The 19,546-nt window shown below is 71.1% G+C and carries 14 protein-coding genes; 3 read left to right on the top strand and 11 right to left on the bottom strand.

From position 1 onward, the window contains the following. Window positions 1-255: 255 nt before the first annotated feature. The 5 genes from IE274_RS31790 to IE274_RS31770 all read right to left on the bottom strand — a co-directional run bounded on the left by IE274_RS31790 (window position 256) and on the right by IE274_RS31770 (window position 8,712). Entirely contained in the window at window positions 256-1,146 is an 891-nt protein-coding gene (locus tag IE274_RS31790) for a FadR/GntR family transcriptional regulator (protein ID WP_190119399.1), read from the bottom strand. A 162-nt stretch (window positions 1,147-1,308) separates the two neighbouring features. Then, window positions 1,309-3,447, bottom strand: a complete 2,139-nt coding sequence (locus IE274_RS31785; protein ID WP_190119398.1) for an ATP-binding cassette domain-containing protein — start codon at window positions 3,445-3,447, stop codon at window positions 1,309-1,311. Between the two features lie 337 nt (window positions 3,448-3,784). After that, window positions 3,785-4,546, bottom strand: a complete 762-nt coding sequence (locus IE274_RS31780; protein ID WP_190119397.1) for an NUDIX hydrolase — start codon at window positions 4,544-4,546, stop codon at window positions 3,785-3,787. Window positions 4,547-4,677: 131 nt separating this feature from the next. Next, complete coding sequence (locus IE274_RS31775; protein WP_190119396.1) at window positions 4,678-6,783, bottom strand: glycogen debranching N-terminal domain-containing protein; 2,106 nt, start codon at window positions 6,781-6,783, stop codon at window positions 4,678-4,680. 216 nt (window positions 6,784-6,999) lie between these two features. Then, window positions 7,000-8,712 (bottom strand): DUF4192 domain-containing protein, encoded by a 1,713-nt coding sequence (locus IE274_RS31770; protein ID WP_229909945.1) that lies wholly within the window; start codon window positions 8,710-8,712, stop codon window positions 7,000-7,002. Between the two features lie 133 nt (window positions 8,713-8,845). Here IE274_RS31770 and IE274_RS31765 point away from each other — a divergent pair, with 133 nt between their 5' ends. Both IE274_RS31765 and IE274_RS31760 read left to right on the top strand, forming a co-directional pair. Further along, on the top strand, window positions 8,846-11,032 hold the full coding sequence (locus tag IE274_RS31765) for a RecQ family ATP-dependent DNA helicase (protein ID WP_190119395.1): 2,187 nt from the start codon (window positions 8,846-8,848) through the stop codon (window positions 11,030-11,032). A 214-nt stretch (window positions 11,033-11,246) separates the two neighbouring features. Then, window positions 11,247-11,882 (top strand): hypothetical protein, encoded by a 636-nt coding sequence (locus tag IE274_RS31760; protein ID WP_190119394.1) that lies wholly within the window; start codon window positions 11,247-11,249, stop codon window positions 11,880-11,882. Between the two features lie 312 nt (window positions 11,883-12,194). Here IE274_RS31760 and IE274_RS31755 read toward each other — a convergent pair whose 3' ends face one another. The 3 genes from IE274_RS31755 to IE274_RS31745 all read right to left on the bottom strand — a co-directional run bounded on the left by IE274_RS31755 (window position 12,195) and on the right by IE274_RS31745 (window position 14,456). Continuing rightward, window positions 12,195-12,866 carry a hypothetical protein gene (locus IE274_RS31755; RefSeq protein WP_190119393.1) on the bottom strand — a complete coding sequence of 224 codons (672 nt, stop codon included), beginning with the start codon at window positions 12,864-12,866 and terminating at the stop codon, window positions 12,195-12,197. 77 nt (window positions 12,867-12,943) lie between these two features. Further along, window positions 12,944-13,645, bottom strand: a complete 702-nt coding sequence (gene rnhB / locus IE274_RS31750; RefSeq protein WP_190119392.1) for a ribonuclease HII — start codon at window positions 13,643-13,645, stop codon at window positions 12,944-12,946. 196 nt (window positions 13,646-13,841) lie between these two features. Beyond that, window positions 13,842-14,456: a TetR/AcrR family transcriptional regulator gene (locus IE274_RS31745; RefSeq protein ID WP_190119391.1), complete on the bottom strand. Its 615-nt coding sequence runs from the start codon at window positions 14,454-14,456 to the stop codon at window positions 13,842-13,844. Window positions 14,457-14,582: 126 nt separating this feature from the next. On the opposite strand from IE274_RS31745, the gene IE274_RS31740 reads away from it, so the two are divergent. Continuing rightward, complete coding sequence (locus IE274_RS31740) at window positions 14,583-16,139, top strand: MFS transporter (protein WP_190119390.1); 1,557 nt, start codon at window positions 14,583-14,585, stop codon at window positions 16,137-16,139. Window positions 16,140-16,258: 119 nt separating this feature from the next. Here IE274_RS31740 and IE274_RS31735 read toward each other — a convergent pair whose 3' ends face one another. The 3 genes from IE274_RS31735 to abc-f are packed head-to-tail and all read right to left on the bottom strand — an operon-like array spanning window position 16,259 to window position 19,508. Further along, window positions 16,259-17,191: an ADP-ribosylglycohydrolase family protein gene (locus IE274_RS31735; RefSeq protein ID WP_190119389.1), complete on the bottom strand. Its 933-nt coding sequence runs from the start codon at window positions 17,189-17,191 to the stop codon at window positions 16,259-16,261. Window positions 17,192-17,203: 12 nt separating this feature from the next. Continuing rightward, entirely contained in the window at window positions 17,204-17,863 is a 660-nt protein-coding gene (locus IE274_RS31730) for a histidine phosphatase family protein (RefSeq protein WP_190119388.1), read from the bottom strand. A 34-nt stretch (window positions 17,864-17,897) separates the two neighbouring features. Beyond that, window positions 17,898-19,508: a ribosomal protection-like ABC-F family protein gene (abc-f, locus tag IE274_RS31725; RefSeq protein ID WP_190119387.1), complete on the bottom strand. Its 1,611-nt coding sequence runs from the start codon at window positions 19,506-19,508 to the stop codon at window positions 17,898-17,900. Window positions 19,509-19,546: the final 38 nt, after the last annotated feature.

Raw genomic sequence — 19,546 nt, 5'->3', positions numbered from 1 at the left:
TTCGTAGGTCAGCGTCCTGCGGCCTGGACCGTGACGCCACCCGGACACCTGCGCTCGCGCCTGCCGTCCGCCTACGGAGTCATCGGCTACCCCGCTTTCCGCGATCCCCCCGCGCCATTCCCCCCGCCGCTGCCGCCGGACCCACCCTTGCCCCTGACAGAGCGCGGGAGTCCGGCGGCACGGGCGGCGGTGTCGGAGCAGCAGCGAAACGATGCTGCGCGGTGGGCACGGGCTGCCGTACTGACGCGGGAGGGGTCAGTGCTCGCGGGGAGCGGGCACCACGCGCTCCACCTCCGGGTGGACCGTGAGGAGCTGCCGCATGGCGGCCTCGGCGCCGGCTCCGTCACCCGCGGCGAGGGCGTCGACGATCCGGGAGTGGTGCACCAGGGAGGCCTCGGTGGGGCGGTCACAGCCGGTGACGGGCCCTCCGGAGACGTGGAGTGCGGCGGAGACGATGCCGGAGAGGTGCTCCAGCATGCGGTTGCCCGCGACCTGGATGAGCAGCGAGTGGAACTCGGCGTCCGCGCGGGAGAAGGTGATCGAGTCACCCTGAGCCAGCGCGTGGCCCATGATCTCCACCATGTCGGCGAGCCGCTGCTGCACCTCCTCGCGGCCGTGCCCGGCGGCGAGACGGGCGGCCAGGGGTTCGATCGTCCAGCGCAGCTCGCTGAGTTCGCGCCGCTGGTCGTCGCGTTGCGGGCCGAACGCCCGCCATTCGATGATGTCCGGGTCGAGCAGGTTCCAGTCGCTGACCGGGCGGACGCGCGTGCCGACGTTGGGCCGGGCGCTGACGAGGCCTTTGGCCTCAAGTACGCGCAGTGATTCGCGGACGACGGTACGGGAGACCTCGAACCGCTGGCCGATCTCCTCCGGGACCAGCGGCCGGTCGGCTCCGAGGTCACCGGAGACGATCATCTGGCCGAGCTGCTGGACCAGTTGGCCATGCAGGCCGCGGCCGCGGTTGCCCGCGGTTCGTCGGCCCACGCGGCCCAGGTCCTGGTCCGCGCCGTCCCACACGGGGGCGACCACGCGGTCGGCGCCGGGAGCCTCCGCGTAGGGGTAGCGGTCGAGTTCGCCCGCCGGACCGGCGAGGCCGGCGTCTGCGGAGCGGGCGGTGGTCATCATGGTGTGCGCAAGGGTACTCACGGATGAGTTGTCGGCTTGGCCCTCAAGTCCCTTGAGGTCTTTGGTGAAAAGCACACGAAAGGGTGATCGCTTACCTCGCTGCAATTGACGCGTTATCGGAAAGAAGTGGCTGCCTCCCGGAGACTTGCGCGCAATGCGGGAACGAAAGGCTGCAGATTGCGGTCAGCCAGCCCTGTTTCGCGTCGCGGTGAGTAGATAAGCGCAGAGCAGAGCGGTGACCGACAACGCCAGTGCAGCGCCGACGGGTTGAGCCATCATCCGGAATCCCCCGGCTAGATACCGCTCGACTCCGAAGGGCCATTCCACGAGCGTGAGCTGCCGCAATCGCCCTGGCAGACCGACTGCCGATCGCACAGACGGACCCGCCAGTGCCTTTTGTACGAGGGGTACGACGACAATCGGAACGGCGACGACCGCGGCGAGCCCGGCGGTGGTGGACCGGAACACGCCTGCGGCCAGAACTCCCGCCCAGGCACATCCGATCATGAAAGCCAGCCAACTCGCGCTCAAGGAAAGCCAGTCAGCGGGTACTTCCGTGACCTCCGATCCGTATACGAGATGGAGTACGGCGGCGTCGCAGCCCACGGTGAGCGCAGCCAGCAGCAGAGCGGTGGCCGCGGCGACCACGAGTTTCGCGGCGAGGAGACCAAGGCGGCGCGGAACAGTGCCTCGGTCCGCGGCGAGAGCGGGGTGGCGGAACTCCTCACCGAAGGCGAGCGCGCCGAGAAGCCCGGCCCCGAGGGCTGCGGGCGGCAAGGGAAGTTCAGTGGGCCAGGCCGCGAGCAGCCGGGGCTGCGCGGTGTGTCCGGTCCGGCCGAGGAAGACACACAACAGAGCGGATACGGCGAGGACTGCGGCCAGCGTGAGGTATCCGGTGCCGATTCCGGTGGCACGGCACAGTTCATAGCGCAGGGGGCGCAGAGGGCCGCGGGCCGCGCGGACGGCGATGGGGGGCGGCAGGGGCGATGCAGAGGGTGCGGGCCTGGACGGGGGTTGGTGCGGGCTTTGGGGCTCAGGCTGGGGCTTCCGGGGCGCCAGCTGGGCGGCGGTTACGGGGGGCGACAGCTCGTCTCCGTCCAGTGGGCGGAGAGGGATGAGCCGGAGTGAGGATTCGGCGGTACGTTCGGGCTCGCCGCCGAGTCCGCCCCGGGGCGCGGTGGCGGGCGACTCGGCTCGCGCCGTGGGCTCCACGTCTGCGCCCGGCTCCGCCTTGGGCTCATCCTCAGGCCCCGCATCCGGCTGAGCAGGTCTGACGTACTCCCGTTCGCTGAAAGGGAGTTGAGCGTCCGCTGCTGGATCCGTCGAGATCGCGGACGACGGGGCGACATCCGGCGGGACGGCACGTTCATCGCGCGAGGCGCGCGGGGCTCTCCCGCCAGGTACGCCGGGCGCGCGCTCCGGCGCGGCCTCCTCCGGAACCGTCAGCTCCCCCGTGTCCCCGATCTCGTCCGCGAGGTGATGAACGAGGATCCCGTGCCGGAACGCCGTCTCGCCCACGTCCGCACACGTGCTGCCATACACCGAAAGCCTGTTGCCGTCCTCCTCCACCACCTCCACGGACCTGCGGCGTGCGCGCGCCTCCTTGGCCAGCAGGACAGCAAGGCGGGCAGCGTGGGGCGTGCGCACGGCCACCCGGGGGCGCAGCCGCGTGCGGGCGAACGCCCCTGCCTCCTGGTCGGCGACGATTCGCCCGGCGTCGAGCGTGACGACCCGGTCGGCGGTTCGCGCGGCCTCTTTGGGATCGCTGGTGGAGTACAGGACGGTGCCGCCTCGGGCCGCGTGCGCCCGCAGGAAGCCGTGCAACCAGCCGCTCTCCCGGGCCGAAAGCCCATCGGCGGGACCGTCCAGGACGAGCGTGTGCGGGTCGGCGAGCAACGCGCAGGCCAGCGCGAGCCTGCGGTCCATGCCACGCGAGAGGGTGCCGAGTCGCTGCTCGCGCAGGCTGACAAGCCCGACGGCCTCCAGCACGTCGTCAGCGCGCAGCACGGGCACGCCGACTGCGGCACAAAGCATCCGCACATGACCCCGCACCGAACGGAACGGATGACCGGGGACTTCGCCGAGCAGCACACCCACCTCCCTGGAGGGATGGGCGATGCGGTGCAGCGGACGACCTCTGAAGTAGGTGATCCCGCGGCCCTGTTGGAGTTCGAGCATCAACCTGAGCACCGTCGTCTTGCCCGCGTCGGTAGCGCCGAGCAGCGCGGTGACACGGCCCGTACGCGCCTCGAAGGACACGTCGTCGACAGCGGGCGGGAGCTCCTTGCGGCTCTTGCTGGTCAGTCCGATGGCCTGGATCATCGCTTCTCTCGCGGGATGTGCGACCGCTCGACGGCCGGGACGAGTCCGCCGAATCGGGGACGGACGAACCCCGTGGGTACCGCAGCAAGATAACGCGACATTTCCGGCTTTTCGCTCAGGACGTGAGCCCGCGGGTGTCAACCGCGGCGCCCGCAGCGCCGAGTGGCGCACAGCAATCGCGTCAAGGAGAGGGCACCGATTGCGGCCGACGACGCCCGGCCAGCAGCAAGCACAGATCACATGGCACCGCAGGCGCGGCCCACGCCGCACGTCGGGCCACCTGTCAGGCGACCAGGCGCGCCCCAGCGAGATGGCGGTACGCACTCGAGGCTCACCCTCAGACGTCCGGCCGCAACATCGGCGGGTTGAGGAGCGTGGCGCCGCCCGCCCGGAAGAGCTGCGCCGGGCGGCCGCCCTGGCGGGTCGTCGTGCCACCCGTGGGCACGAGGAAACCCGGCGTGCCCGTCACCTTGCGATGGAAGTTGCGCGGGTCGAGCGCGACGCCCCACACGGCTTCGTAGACCCGACGCAGCTCACCGACCGTGAACTCGGGTGGGCAGAACGCCGTGGCCAAGGACGAGTATTCGATCTTCGAACGGGCGCGCTCCACTCCGTCGGAGAGGATCTGCGCATGGTCGAACGCGAGGGGCGTCGCCTGCTCGTCCTCGCGGCCGTACCCGCCCTGGGCGAGCAGGGCATCGACCGGCGCCCAGCGCGCGCTGTTCGCGTCGCCGCCCGCCCTGGGCGCGGGCAGGTCGGGGGCCAGCGCGAGGTGGGCGACGCTGACCACCCGCATCCGCGGATCGCGCTTCGGGTCGCCGTAGGTCGCCAACTGCTCCAAGTGCGCCCCATTGGCTTGAACCGGGCTGTCCGGATCATGGGCGCACAGCCCCGTCTCCTCGACCAGCTCCCGTGCCGCTGCCGCCGACAGGTCCTCATCGGGCCGCACGAACCCGCCGGGCAGCGCCCAACGCCCCTGGAACGGTGACTCACCGCGACGTACGGCCAGCGCGCACAGCGCATGGCGACGCACGGTCAGCACGACCAGATCGACGGTGACAGCAAAGGGCGGGAAGGCCGACGGGTCGTAGGGCGACATGCCGCGATCATAGTCGTCTTCCTGACGATAAACACCTCCTACGCCATCTCCCGCAACATCTACTTCCGGCCCCGATTCACGGGATCCACGCCGTTGGCCCGTCGCGCCCTCCGCGCCGCCGCCCAGCGCACTCACACCCCCAACTGCAGCCGGTCGGCCGCTTCCTCGACCATGGCGAGCCCGAGCCTGCTCACCCGCACCGAGAACGGGGCCCCCGCGACCCGCAGCGCCGTCAGGCCCAGCTCGCCCAGCGGGGCGCTGCGGACGGGGTTCAGCGTCACCGTGCCCGCCGGGGCGTCCGGGCGGATACCGGCGAGCACCGTCAGGAGATGCACCCCGGCCGCCGCGGTCATGGCCGCCGGGCGGCATGCCGCCGGGTGCGGCAGCGGCGCACCGCCTTCCGCGCGTTGTTCGCTCGCGTACATCTCGGGCAGTCGGTGACCGAAGGTCTCGGCCGCCGCGAGCACTCCGCGCAGCAGCGAGCCCGCCTCCTTCTCATAGCCCGCGGCGGCCAGACCCGCGACCGCGACGGCCGTCTCGTGCACGCGCACCGCCCCGCTCCGGTGCCCGAACGGGTTGTACGCAGCCTCCTTGACACCCATGCTCCGCAGCCCCCAGCCCGAGTCCATGGCCGGGCCGCCGAACAACCTGGCGACCTGCTCCGTCTGCACCTTGTCGAGCAGGCCGGGCGCGAGTGCCCCGGACCCGAGCAGCCCGGTGTCCAGGAGGTGGGCCGCGCTCCCGGTGAGGTACGCAACCAGTCGGCCGTCCGACAGCAGTGCCGCCGCGGGCCTGCCGCCCGCCCGATCCGCCGCCCAGAACTCCTTGCGGAACCGGGCACGCAGCCGCCCCGCCCACTCCCTCAGGTCGGCGCCGCCCGCACGCCCGTGGGCGTCGAGCAGGTCGGCCCCGAGCAGCGCCGCACGGTGGGCGTGGGCCTGGGTCTCGCAGCGGGCAGGACCGCCGGGGTGGGGGTCCTGGAGAAACTCTCTGTCGCCGACGGCGGCGAGAAGCCACCGCAGGCACCGCTCCGCTGACGGCAACAACTCCTCCACGTCCGCCTCCGGTGTCCCCCAGCGCCAGGCCTCGGCCAGGAGCGCGGGGAACAGGAGGGTGGCTTCTACGCCAGTGCAGCCTGGAGGAAGCAGGGGGCCCGCATTGCGCATCGGCCCGGGAATCATGCCTGCCCTCGGCCCCGGTGTGCCGATCTGGCTGCGGGCGAGGGTACGCAGGGTGCCGACAGCGAGTCTGGTGCCGAGCGGCAGGGCCATCCGGGCGGCCATGAGTGCCTCGGCGGGGGCGAGGCCGCAGCGCCAGGGCGCCCCGGCTGCCACATACACATCGGTGGGATGCGCCGGGTCCCGCAGCAGCAACGCCCGCAGATCCGCCGTGGAGGTCTCCAGGAGCCGCCCCACCGCGGGCTCGTCGCCGACCGCCCGGGCCGAGGACAGCGGGCTGGACGCGCCGTGCCCTACCGGCCGCACCGGCCCGGCTCCGTCCGGGCGGACACGCAGTTCCACGCTCTGGCTTCCTCCCGGCGGCAGTTGGACCTCCCAGCGGAGCAGCCCGGCGGAGGCCAGCGCGTCCTTGGGCGCTGGGACGGCAGTGACCACGCAGTGGCCCTTCCCCGAGGACCAGCGCATCCCGGAGTCGTGAACGCTGGCCGGCAGTTCCGGACCGGCTCGGCCCGATGCGACCGCGCCCAGTTCTGCGAGGTCCGTACCGAGTGACACCTCGACGGGCAGCCTGAGGGGGCGGCTGGCCGCGCTGTGCAGCGTGATCCGCTCCGTGCCGTCGGCATGCCGGGTCCGCTCCACGACGACGTCCGGATCCGGTCCGCCTTCGGTGGACGGCAGGACGGTGGCCACGAAGCGGGCGCTGTCGGCCGAGAGCATCCGCGCCTGCACGGCTACCGGTTCCCGTCCGGCCACGCGTACCTGGCAGCGCGACAGCATGCGCCGACCCGAGCGGTAGAAACCTTCGAGCCCACGGCCGTTCAGCTGCCCTTGGTCCGTGGACACGGCCAGTGCGGGCAGGGCGACGCAGACCAGCGAGGCGTGCACGGGTGGCAGCGCACCAGGGCGGCGTGGCGCGGGCGCGGGGGCCTGTCCGGCTGGTGGGCGCCGGGAGGCCGGGGCGGGCAGGCGGATGCTGTCGTCCTGCCCGCCGTCGGATCTCTTGGGCCTGCCGGAGACACCGGACAGGCCGAGGGCAGGAGACGGGGCGGGAACGTGCATGGGGCGGCCTCTTCTGCGTTGTCTGCGCTGCGGAGACTCGGTCGCGGTGCAGCGGCGCGACCCGGACGTGGGTACCGCCACTCAGGTGAACGGGCCTGGGCCGCCCCAAGTCACGCACGCACCTCAGGAAGCCGCCCATACGGCGGCGCACTCCCGCGACGATTGCCGCGGCACGCGCCCGTACAGATCGCCGCCCATGGCGCCCGTCTCCCGCGTTCACCTGCTGTTCCTCCTGCCGCGCCGGACCGTGGGCCGCCGGTGCCGCGGTCCCGTTCCCGCGCCACCGCCCGGGCGTGTCCCACGAGTCGTGGGGCGGGGAGAGCGGCGGGCAGGGGACGTGGAGCCGACGTCTGCGTCGGTCCTGGGTTCGGCTGCTGCCGCGGCGTCGGAGCCCACTTCGACACCGGCACCCGATCCCGTGGCGGAAGCGGGGGCCGAGACGGATGCGCTCAGGCGATCGGTAGCTCCTGAAAGTTCGGCGCCTCCTGAAAGTTGGGGAAACTCGTCCAGAGCTGGGGCACAGTCAGCGCCGGGTCGGCCGTATGCGTCGACGCCGTCCAGAATCTTGGCGCCGTCGGACACGTCACCACCGTCCAGAGCGCCGGCACCACCCGCAGCCACGCCACCCTGTCCGCCTGCCAGATCGTGGACCGGGGGCTCGGAGTCGATCGGGACCTCAAGGTCGATGAGGCTCTCCGGTCCGATCGGAATGTCGGGGTCGTCCGGCTCACGCTGCGCCCGCTCACCGCGCAGGATGCGGCGAATCGGTTCCGGGTCCTCGTCCGCGCCGCAGACGGGGTAGAGCAGTAGCGCGAACGTGTAGTGCGGGTCGGCTTTCAGCGCCATGGTCAGCGCCTCCTGGCCTTCGATGAGGTCGCCCAGCGACCAGGCGACCCAGCCGGCCAGCGTCAACGGCGCCGCCGCGTGCTCATGGAACGGGCCGACACAGCGGCGTGCGAGCGCTCGCCAGAGCCTGAGTGCGGGCTTCGCATCCGGACCCTCCATCCACTCCGCTGCCCGGTCCCGGGTCGTGCGGTCCTGGATGCCGAGGATCAGAGCAGCGGCCTCGTCGTGAGCCAGCAACTCGTCGTCCTGGAGGTCGGCGTCCAGCGGGTCGCCCTTCGGGGGCGCCTCGGAGAGGCGGGCCATCACGCGGCGGGCGAGGTCGACGGTCTCGTCGGAGACGTCATCGTGGCCGCCTCCGTCCAGGATCCTGGGCACGAGCGCGACAGCCGCCGCGTGCAGTGCGCTCTCTTGGGCAGCCGCAGCATCGGTCCGCCACGGCGTGAGCCGCGCCCGCAGCTTCCCCTGATCGAGCCCCACCAGACGCCCCGAGTACGCGGTGGCCGCCGCGAGGACCGACGTGCCCGCGGGAAGCAACCGGGCACCCTCCTCCGGACAGCACCCCTGGTCAGGGCAGCAGTACGTCCAGAAGCGCCCGTCCGAGATGCACACGACCTCCAGGACCGGGACATCGAGACTGCCGCAGGCGGTACGCAGGGCCTGAGCCAGCGGCCGCAGGCGCTCCACGACCTGCCGACCGGATTCGTCCCCTCGCCCCGAGTGCCCGGAGGTGTCCCCCGCGGACCCTCCCGGCTCCTGGCAGAGGAAGGCGACGACACCGTCCGGTCGGGCTTCACGCCGTTCGCAGCCGCTCACGAGGCACTGCGCCAGTTGGTCCGCGACGGCCGGCCAGTCCTCCGCGCGCCTCGGAATGCCGAGGCGCGCTCGCCCACCGAACCGTCCACTGCGTCCGTGCAGCGCGATGAGGACGACGCTGTTCTCAGGCCTGAAGCCGAGCAAGTACGGCAAGGCGTCGGCCAGTTCGGCGGGGGTGCGCAGGGTGACCACGGACTCGCCGACGGGGTCGGTGCCGGAGTCTTCGATGGGTTCTTCGATCGGGTCGGCTGATTCGCTGTGATTCGTCATGCGCCGACTCTGCACCGGATCCCGTCATTCCGGTTGACCCTGTGGATAACCATGATCAGGGGCATCTCAAGAGTTATCCACAGACTGACGGACCCGTTCGCCGGATGTCGTACCCATCAGGTTGCATGGAGCCATGAGCAACGAAGAGCTGCGCACGGCGGCCGACGCCATCCTCGCCCGCCTAGTCGGCGGCCCCTCCCCCGATTCCGGCGAGGCGCCGCCGGACAGCCCTCGCCTGCGCGAGGACCAGTGGCGCGCGATCGAGGCGCTGGTCGCCGAGAAGCGCCGGGCGCTCGTCGTGCAGCGGACGGGCTGGGGCAAGTCCGCCGTGTACTTCGTCGCGACGGCGCTGCTGCGGGAACGAGGCAGCGGCCCCACAGTGATCGTCTCTCCGCTGCTCGCGCTCATGCGGAATCAGGTGGAGTCGGCCGAGCGCGCCGGCATCCGCGCCCGCACGATCAACTCGTCCAACACGGAAGAGTGGGACACCATCCAGGCCGAGGTGGCGGCGGGTGAGGTGGACGTGCTCCTGGTGAGCCCGGAGCGGCTCAACAACCCGGACTTCCGCGACCAGGTCCTGCCCAAGCTGGCCGCGGCGACGGGTCTGCTCGTGGTGGACGAGGCCCACTGCATCTCGGACTGGGGGCACGACTTCCGGCCCGACTACCGCAGGCTGCGCACCATGCTGGCCGACCTTCCACCCGGTGTCCCGGTCCTCGCCACGACGGCGACGGCCAACGCCCGCGTGACAGCCGACGTCGCCGACCAGCTCGGCACCGGCGGCGGATCGGACGCCCTCGTCCTGCGCGGCGCTCTTGACCGCGAGAGCCTGAGCCTCGCCGTGCTCCAACTGCCCAACGCGGCGCACCGGCTGGCCTGGCTGGCCGACCACCTCCACGAGCTGCCGGGGTCCGGGATCATCTATACCCTCACGGTGGCCGCGGCCGAGGAAGTAACGGCGTACCTGCGTCATCGCGGGCACACCGTCACCTCGTACACCGGCAAGACGGAGAACGCGGACCGGCAGCAGGCCGAGGAGGACCTGCTCGCCAACCGGGTCAAGGCCCTCGTCGCCACCTCCGCCCTGGGAATGGGCTTCGACAAGCCCGACCTCGGCTTCGTCGTCCATCTCGGTTCGCCGTCCTCGCCGATCGCCTACTACCAGCAGGTGGGCCGAGCCGGTCGCGGCGTCGCCCACGCGGAGGTCCTGCTGCTGCCCGGCACGGAGGACACCGCGATCTGGAACTACTTCGCCTCGCTCGCCTTCCCGCCGGAGGAGCAGGTGCGGCGCACGCTGGACGTGTTGGCGCAGGCGGACCGCCCCCTGTCGCTCCCCGCGCTTGAGCCGCTCGTCGAGCTGCGCAGGTCACGCCTCGAGACGATGCTCAAGGTCCTCGACGTCGACGGTGCGGTCCGGCGGGTCAAGGGAGGCTGGATCTCGACGGGCAGGCCGTGGACGTACGACACCGAGCGGTACGCCTGGGTTGCCAAACAGCGGCAGGCGGAGCAGCAGGCCATGCGGGAGTACGCCATGACGACCGGCTGCCGCATGGAGTTCCTGCGGCGCCAGCTCGACGACGAAGAGGCCGCACCGTGCGGGCGCTGCGACAACTGCGCGGGCGGGCGGTTCACCGACAGCGTGTCGTCCGCGGCGCTGGAGACGGCACGCGGTGAGCTCGCTCGCCCGGGTGTCGAGGTCGAGCCCAGGAAGATGTGGCCCACCGGCTTGGCAGCCGTGGGCATGACGTTGAAGGGACGTATCCCAGCCGGTGAACTGGCCGCCCCCGGACGGGCCCTGGGACGGCTCTCGGACATCGGCTGGGGCAACCGGCTGCGGCCGATGCTCGCGCCCCAGGCTCCGGACGGGCCAATTCCGGACGATGTGGCGAAGGCCGTCGTGGAGGTGCTGGCCGACTGGGCGAAGGGGCCTGGCGGCTGGGCCTCGGGGAGTGCCGACGCGGTGCCGCGTCCAGTGGGCGTGGTGACCATGGCGTCGCGCTCGAAGCCGCAGCTGATCCAGTCCCTGGGCTCGCGGATCGCGGAGATCGGGCGCCTGCCACTGCTCGGCTCCCTGGAGTACGTCGACGGGGCCGAGACCGCGCACGTGCCGAGGAGCAACAGCGCCCAGCGGCTGCGCGCCCTGGACGGCACGCTGACCGTGCCGCCCGCGCTGGCCTCGGCTCTCCAGGAGGCGAATGGGCCCGTGCTCCTGGTGGACGACTCGACGGAGACCGGCTGGACGCTGGCGGTGGGGGCGCGCATGCTGCGGCGGGCCGGAGCCGAGGGGGTGTTGCCGCTGGTCCTGGCCGTACAGGCGTGAAAGGGGCTTGGGCGAGGGGCGCTCTGGGCAGGGATATGCGAGACGTATCGCCGGATACAGGACGACGGCTTCAATTGCTCGTTGCCGCAAGCCAGTACGACGGGAAGAATTGGAACCGCTCCCGCGCGGCTCCCGTGGTCCGGTAGGGCTCTGCCTGCGGTGCACCCCAGTCCGACGCCGCCCTCTGTAGGGGCGTGTAGCCGAAGGGAGGATCGTGACCTTCGGATTCACTCCGTCCACAGCGGCATCGACGTCGGATTCATCGGCCGCCGCCGCGATACCCGATCCCGCTCAGTCGCCCACCCGCCTGCTTGAGCCGGCTGAGTGGTCGGCCGCCGAGATCCCGCTGCTGCGGAACCCTCGCGAGGTCGTCAGCGGTCTGCACGCCCGGCACCGGCCCACTCCGGCCACGGCGGTCGTCGCCGTCCTCGACCAGGAGGAGCGGGTCAGGGCGTCCGCGTCGTTCGCGAGACGGTCGAGTGTGGCCGACGGCTGGGTGTTCCGCAACGCCCTGCTCGCGCAGTTGCGCCGGGTCATCCCGCACGATCTGCGCCGCCGCACCCCGGTGCGTACGGCCGTGTTGCTCTACTGCCGGGACGGGGACGGGCTGTGGACGCAGGAGGACGGCGCGTGGATGTGGGGGCTGCGGGACGCTTGCACGCTGCACGGGCTGCGCTGTGGGGCGTACATCACGCTGACCCGGGAGGGCTGGCAGGTGCTCGGCGAGGGCCGCGCGGGCCGTCGGCCGAGCGCCGGTTCGCGCCCTGAGGACCTGGCCGAGGTCGAGACGCCTCCGCCGCGCATGGGTGGCGTGGCATCGGAGTTGTTACGCCGCGTCTCCGCTCGCTGAGAACCGGCTCAGGGGGCGTGCCGTCCAAGAGTGCGCCGAATGCGTACCGTCCACGGGCGGGACGGGTGGGGCCGCCTGACGGACCTCGCGCCGAGCGCCACCTCGGCACCCTCGCGCCTACGCAGGGGACCCGCACAGCCGACACCAAGCACCAAGCACCAAGCACCAAGCACCAACGACAGCACATGCGTCGCATCGGCCTCACGCTTCACACACGCGCACCACAGCGGCGCGCAGGTGGGCGCGGCTCAGCGCGATGTGGCGCGTGGCGCCGCGGCACGAGGCCGCGGCGTGGCCCGCCGGGCGGGAGCGTCAGACGCCCGCACCCAGCATCGCGTTGATCCGCTGCGGGTCGCCGCAGACGACCAGCAGGGCTCCAGCCCTGGTGAGCGCCGTCGGCAGGGCCGCGACGGCGACCTCTTCGCTGCCGCCGTTCAGGGCCACGACGACCACGGGACGAGCCGTGGCACGCGGCAGCACAGCGGCGTCGGCGTAGAAGACGTCGTCACCGGCGTCGTGCTGGGCCCAGTAGGCGCCATCGCCGAAGGACAGCTCGTGCGTCGCCCACGGGTGCGGTTCGCCGGTGGTGATCACCAGGACGTCACCCGGGGCGCGGCCCGAGTCGAGCAGCAGGTCGACGGCTTCCTCGGCGGCGTCCAGCGCACCCTCGGCCGAGGCCGGGATGAGCTGGATCTGCGGGAGCGCCGCGGCGGTGTCGACGGCGGAGGTTTCGGGAGTAGCCGGAGCCGGGGGCTCCGGCGTGGGGGCCAGGGCGGTGGGCCCGGGCTTGACGGCCGATTCACGCGTCGCGCGCTGCGCGGGCGGCATCGGCCGTGCGGGACCCGGACGTCCGGGCCGCGGCGGCGCCGCGGGACGCGGGCCGGGTACGGGGCGGGGGGTCGGCGCGGTACGGCTGCTGGCCGGTGTGGCGCGGGGACCCTGGGCACTCTCGTGAATCTGAGGCTCCTCGGGAATGAGAGGCATGCGTTGTTGTCTATCAAACGCCGATGCGACACGCGTCGGCGGGTGGCACATGAGTGCGACCGGAACTGCGGAAAACATCAGAAGTCAAAGCCGAGCTGGCCCTCGATTTCCGGAACGTTTCCCTCCGCCCAGCTGCGGGCTTTCTTGAGATGCCGCCACTGGGGCAGCGCATCAAGATACGCCCACGTAAGCCGGTGGTAGGGGGTGGGCCCCCGTTCCGCCAGCGCGGCCTTGTGCACCGGCGACGGATAACCGGCGTTGGCCGCAAAACCGAAGTCTGCATGTTCGATGCCCAGTTCGGCCATCATTTTGTCGCGCCGCACCTTGGCGATCACCGACGCGGCGGCGACGGCCACACAGGACTGGTCGCCCTTGATGACCGTACGAACCGACCACGGCGCCCCGAGATAGTCGTGCTTCCCGTCGAGAATGACCGCCTCCGGACGGACCGGCAGGGCCTCCAGGGCACGGACCGCAGCCAGCCGCAGCGCGGCCGTCATGCCCAGGTCGTCGATCTCCTCGTGCGAGGCATGACCGAGGGCGTGCGCCGTGACCCAGCCCTCGAGTTCCTCGGCGAGCTCGGTACGCCGCTTCGGGCTGATCAGCTTGGAGTCGGTGAGTCCCGCGGGCGGCTTGCGCAGTCCCGTCACCGCCGCACAGACGGTGACCGGTCCCGCCCACGCTCCGCGTCCGACTTCGTCGACACCGGCGACGATCTTCGCTCCGGTGGTGGCGCGCAGGGAGCGCTCGACAGTGTGGGTGGGGGCTTCGTACGGCATGGCGCCAGACAGCGTACGCCGCCGATGACCACTCGCGACACCCCGGTTCGCCGAGCTCTGCCCGGTTTCACGCCAACGCCCCCACGAGCATGTCGCGGCCTGCCCCCGGAACGTCCGGCTCCGCGACTTGCGGCCCACCCGAACGCGACGCCCCGTACAGGCCGCAAACGCCCTCTCCGCACACGCGGCAAACGCCCTACACGCGCAGCAGCGGCATCATGACCTGGTCAATGAGGCTGATGAATTCCTCATCCGTCCATTCGCTCCCGCACACCTTGGAGCGATACATCATCATCGCCGGAATCACATCGCAGACGAACGCATCCGTCGCTCCGGAACGCACCTCTCCGCGCTCCATTCCACGCCGCATGACCTGTCTGATGAGTTCCACACTCGGCTCGATGACACCCTCGACGATCACTGCGTGGAAACGCTCGGCGGTTGCCGTGTCGCACTCGTGAAGAACAGCCATCAGGGCATAGCCAGGGCGCGACGTCATGGCCGTACGCATCTGACGACACAGTTGCAGCAGGTCCTCCCGGACACTTCCGTGGTCCGGAACACCCACAAGACCGGGCAGCCCGGCCTGCAGCGCGTCGACGACGAGGTCCTCTTTGGACGGCCAGCGCCGGTACACCGCGGCCTTGCCCGTCTGAGCGCCCGCGGCCACGCCCTCCATCGTCAGCCCGCTCCAACCGACCGTACTGAGCTGCTCGAGCGCGGATTCAAGAATCGCGCGCTCCAGCACGGGACCTCGGCGGCGCGAGGAGACCGCCTGCGTGGAGGCAGCCGTCCAACGCGAAGTAACCATCTGCACATCTCCGTTGAGCAATCAAGGCAGATCCAGTGAACGCTTGCGTTCACTGTCAGGGTTTCACTACCGTAGGCCGCGACAGTGAACGTCTACGTTCACTAACGCACTTGTGGGGGACCCATAGTGACAACCTCTCAGTTAAGTCAAGATCAGAAGCCAGGTGCGGCCCGCCGTGAAGGCCGCCCCGGTGTGGCGCTCACCATCATCGCCGCCTGTCAACTCATGGTGGTCCTGGACGCGACGATTGTGAACATCGCGCTCCCGCACATTCAGGACGCGCTCAAGTTCTCCACGACAGACCTCACTTGGGTCGTGAGTGCGTACACCCTCACCTTCGGTGGCCTGCTGCTTCTCGGTGGCCGCGCCGGTGACATCCTCGGCCGTCGCCGGGTCTTCATGACCGGCATCCTGCTCTTCACACTCGCCTCCCTGCTCGGCGGATTCGCCCAGGAGCCCTGGCAGTTGCTGGCGGCGCGCGCCCTGCAGGGCGTCGGTGGCGCGATCGCGTCGCCCACCTCGCTCGCGTTGATCACGACCACGTTCCCCGAGGGTCCCGAACGGAATCGCGCGTTCGGCGTCTTCGCGGCCGTCTCCGCGGGTGGCGGCGCGATCGGCCTGCTGGCGGGCGGCATGCTCACCGAGTGGCTGGACTGGCGCTGGGTGCTGTTCGTGAACGTCCCCATCGGCGTGCTGATCGCCTTCCTCACCCCGCTCTACATCAGTGAGTCCGAGCGCCATCCCGGCCGCTTCGACTTCGTGGGCGCGCTGACCTCGACCGCCGGTATGGCCTCGCTCGTCTACGGCTTCATCCGGGCGTCCGAGGAGGGCTGGCGCGACGGCCTCACGCTGGGATCGTTCGGCGCGGCGGTCGTGCTGCTCGTCGCCTTCGTGCTCATCGAGAGCCGGGCGAAGGAGCCGATCACGCCACTGAAGATGTTCGCCGATCGCAACCGGTCGGGCACGTACGTGATCATGCTCAGCCTGGCCGCGGCCATGTTCGGCATGTTCTTCTTCATCGTTCTCTTCGTCCAGAACGTGTTGAACTACACGCCCATCGAGGCCGGTCTCGCCTTCCTCCCCGTGACCGTCGCGATCGTGATCGGTGCGGGGCTGTCACAGCGGTTCCTGCCGGTTCTCGGCCCCAAGCCCTTCATGGTGACCGGCTCCGCCTTCGTCGCCCTCGGCCTCGGGTGGCAGACGTTCATCACTCCGGACAGCTCGTACGTCAGTGGGGTGCTGGGGCCGATGGTCCTGTTCGGCTTCGGCATGGGGTTGAACTTCGTCACGCTGACGCTGACCGCCGTGTCGGGCGTCGCCGTGCACGAGGCGGGCGCCGCGTCCGGACTGCTCAACGCGACGCAGCAGGTGGGCGGTTCGCTGGGTCTGTCCATCCTGACGACCGTCTTCGGTACGGCGAGCCGGGACGAGGCCAAGGAACAGATCCCGGACTTCATGGCGAGGGCGACTCCGGAGCAGAAGGCCTCGTTCGCCAAATCCGGCGAGCTACCCGCCCCCTGGGGCCACGAGGTGCTGTCCACCGGCATCTCCACGGCCTTCCTACCGGCCGTCGGCATGGCCGTACTCGCCCTGATCACAGCCCTTCTGGTAATCCGGGTACGCAAGAGCGACCTGGACGCCCTCGCCGGTACGGCGAGCGCGGCAGGCCCAGCGGGGGGCTGACGGGGGCCGTGTGTGCCGGGCCGTTCGCGACGGCGAGACCGGCCCGGCACACACGTGGTCACCCCTGGGACGACCATCAAGGCACGTCCACCGTACGAATCACTGGCCTTCGCAGGCCCTCAGGCAGGACCCACCGGCACCCACGCGGGCAGCGGCTCGGTCCGCTCCAGCCATGCGGCCGGGGGCGCCCCACCCGCACTGGCATCGGCACCGGCACCGGCACTCGCGGCGACGACTCCGCCCACGATCGCGCACGTGGTGTCCATGTCGCCGCCCACCCGCACGGTGGCCCAGAAGCCCGCTTCGTAGTCGCCGAGCGCACGCGCCGCGGACCACAGCGCGAACGGCACCGTGTCGTGCGCCGTCGTACGACGCCCGCACCCCAGCACCGCGGCCACCGTCCCGGCGTCGCCGTAGTCGAGCATGTCCCGGGCCCTGCGCAGCCCGGCGCCCACAGCGCTGCGGGGCACGAGGTCGATGACCCCGTCCAGCAGCGCCTTCGGAGCCGGGGGCCCCGCAGGGTCGGCGGCCAGTGCCGCCGCGGCGGCCACAGCCATCGCTCCCACGACGGCCTCGCGGTGCTGGTGTGTCGGGTACGCCGAGATCTCCGCCTGGTGGGTCGCCTGCTCCGGGTCGTCGGCGTACCAGGCGCCGAGCGGAGCGATCCGCATCGACGCACCATTGCCCCAGGACCCCTGCCCCTTGAACAGGGCCGAGGCCAGCTCCCGCCAGTCCCCGCCCTCGCGGATCCGGCCGAGCAGCTGGTTCACGGCAGGGCCATAGCCCCGGTCGGCGTGGTGGTGCTCGGCGAAGGAGCGGGCCAGCTCGTCCTGGTCGATCCTGCCGTGGGTGGCGAGGACGGACAGCACGGAACAGGCCATCTCGGTGTCGTCGGTCCAGGGCCAGGGGCCGTCGGGCAGCTCGCGCCGCTTGAGCAGAGGGTAGTGCGCGGGCGTGAAGAACTGGGAGCCCAGCGCGTCTCCCACCGCAAGACCACGCAGGCTGGCGAGGGCGCGGTGCAGGCGCTGGTCTGGAGAGAGGTCAGCGGTCATCGCTCCGTCACTCTATCCGGTGATGCCGTACGGCTCCGGCTCACGCCAGCGCTCAAACGGCCGGTCGAGGGTGTACTTGCCGTCCTCACCGAGCAGCAGCGTCCGCGTCTCGCCGTTGCCGGGGTTGGACAGCGATTCGAACTCGGCCACCGACCAGTGGAACCAGCGCATGCAGAACAGCCGCATGGTCAGCCCATGGGTGACCAGCAGGACGTTGGGCGGATGGTCAGGGGCCTCGAAGCTGCGGTACAGGCTCTCCAAGAAGGAGCCGACGCGGTCATAGACGTCGGCGCCGGACTCGCCCTGGGCGAAGCGGTAGAAGAAGTGGCCGTAGGCGTCGCGGTAGGCCTTCTGGAGCTTGACGTCGTCTCGGTCCTGCCAGTTCCCCCAGTCCTGCTCCCGCAGCCGCGGCTCCTCCCGCACCCGCACCCGGTCGGGGTCGAGGCGCAGCGCCCGGAAGGTCTCGTGGGTGCGGCGGTACGGCGAGACGTACACGCTGACCCGCTCCCGGCCGAACAGCTCCCGCAGGTGCTTGCCGGTCTCCTCCGCCTGGCGCCAGCCGGTCTCGGTCAGCGCCAGGGCATGGTCGGGCTCGCGTTCGTACACAGTGTCGTCGGCGTTGCCGGCCGACTCGCCGTGCCGGACGAGGACGATGCGCCGCGGTCGTGCCATGGGTCGACCCTAGATCGGCGGCGCCCCGGGCGGGTCAGGCGGGTAGCCGTCCGGACTCCATCCGGCGTATTCGCCCGGTGAAGCGGTCGCGCAGGAGCCGGTCGTGCGAGACGACCACGAGGGCTCCTGCCCACCGCTCAAGGGCTTCCTCCAGTTCCTCGACGAGGGCGAGCGCCAGGTGGTTGCCCGGCTCGTCGAGCAGGAGCAGGTCGGCGGGTCTGGCGAGCAGGCGGGCCAGGGCGAGCCTCCGGCGTTGTCCGGCGGAGAGCGAGCCGACGGACACCTGAAGGTCGCGGGGGTGGAACAGCCCGTAGGAGAGCAGCAGTTCGGCCTGCTCGTCGGCGGTGAGCGGCAAGCCTTTCCCGAAGGTGTCGAGCACGCGCTCCGCTGGGCGTCGTACCGGGATCTCCTGGGCGAGGTACCCGATGCGACCCCGGCGGACGACGATGCCCTCGTCCGGTTCGAGTACGCCCGCCATGGTGCGCAGCAGAGTGGACTTGCCTGCGCCGTTGCCGCCGTGGATGAGGAGCCGCTCGCCCGCAGTGACCGTGAGCTCCTGGACGTGCAGCCGGTCCCCGACCCGCACGTCCCGCAATGACACCAGGTCTGCGTCAACAGCCCCTGCCTCCGGGCGCGCGGCGAAGCGCAGTGGCTCGGGCGGCTTGGGCACGGGGTCGTCGTGCAGTCGGCGCAGTCTCTCCTGCGCGTTGCGCACGCGCCCGGCGACGGAGGCCTGCACCCGGCCTCCCGCACGGTCGTACGCCATCTTGTTGTTGTCCTTCATGCCCCGGCCACCCGCCACCGCGTGCGCCGTGGTCGCCGCGAACTCCTCGAGGCGTCGCGTCTCCTCGCGCCATTCCGCGTAGGCCTGCTCCCAGCGCCGTCTCGATGCCGCACGCTCGGCGAGCAGGCCCTGATAGCCGCCGCCGTACCGCACGACCGTGCGGCGGGCCTCGTCCACTTCGAGGATCGCGGTGGCCACACGCTCCAGGAAGGTCCGGTCGTGAGAAACCGCGACCACCGTGCCGTGGTGCGCCAGCAGGGAGTTCTCCAGCCAGTCGAGGGCGTTCTCGTCGAGGTGGTTGGTCGGCTCGTCCAGGAACATCACCTCGGGGGCGGCGGCGATCAGACAGGCCAGGCCGAGGCGGGCCTGTTCGCCTCCCGACAGGCTGCCCAGCTCGCGCCCGCGATCTATGTGGGCGAGTCCGAGGCCGTGCATGGCTTTGTCGATGCGTGCGTCCGCTTCGTATCCACCGCGCACCTCAAAGGCCGTGAGCAGATCTCCGTATTCACTGAGCACAGCCTCGGATGCCACGCCGAGGCCCTCCTCCAGCTCACGCAACCGCCGCTCCATCGAGCGCAGTTCGGCCAGGGCAGCGTCGACCGCGTCCCCCACGCAACGATCCGCCGGCAACTGCGGTGTCTGCGCGAGGAACCCCGCGCCGCCCTCCGCGACAGTGACCACATCACCGGCGTCCGGCCGATCGCAGCCGGCAAGGAGGCGCAGCAGTGTCGACTTCCCCGCGCCGTTCTCCCCCACGACCCCGATGCGCTCCCCGGGCCGGACGCTGAAGGAGACGTCGCTGAGCAGGAGGCGTTCACCCCTGGCCTTCGTCACGCCACGTACCGAGATTTGTGTAGGCATGGGCACACCCCCGATTCCGTACATGCCACGTCCGCACA

It is taken from the genome of Streptomyces flavofungini, assembly GCF_014650815.1.
Taxonomy (GTDB): domain Bacteria; phylum Actinomycetota; class Actinomycetes; order Streptomycetales; family Streptomycetaceae; genus Streptomyces; species Streptomyces flavofungini.
This window is presented reverse-complemented; position numbering and strand designations above follow the sequence as displayed.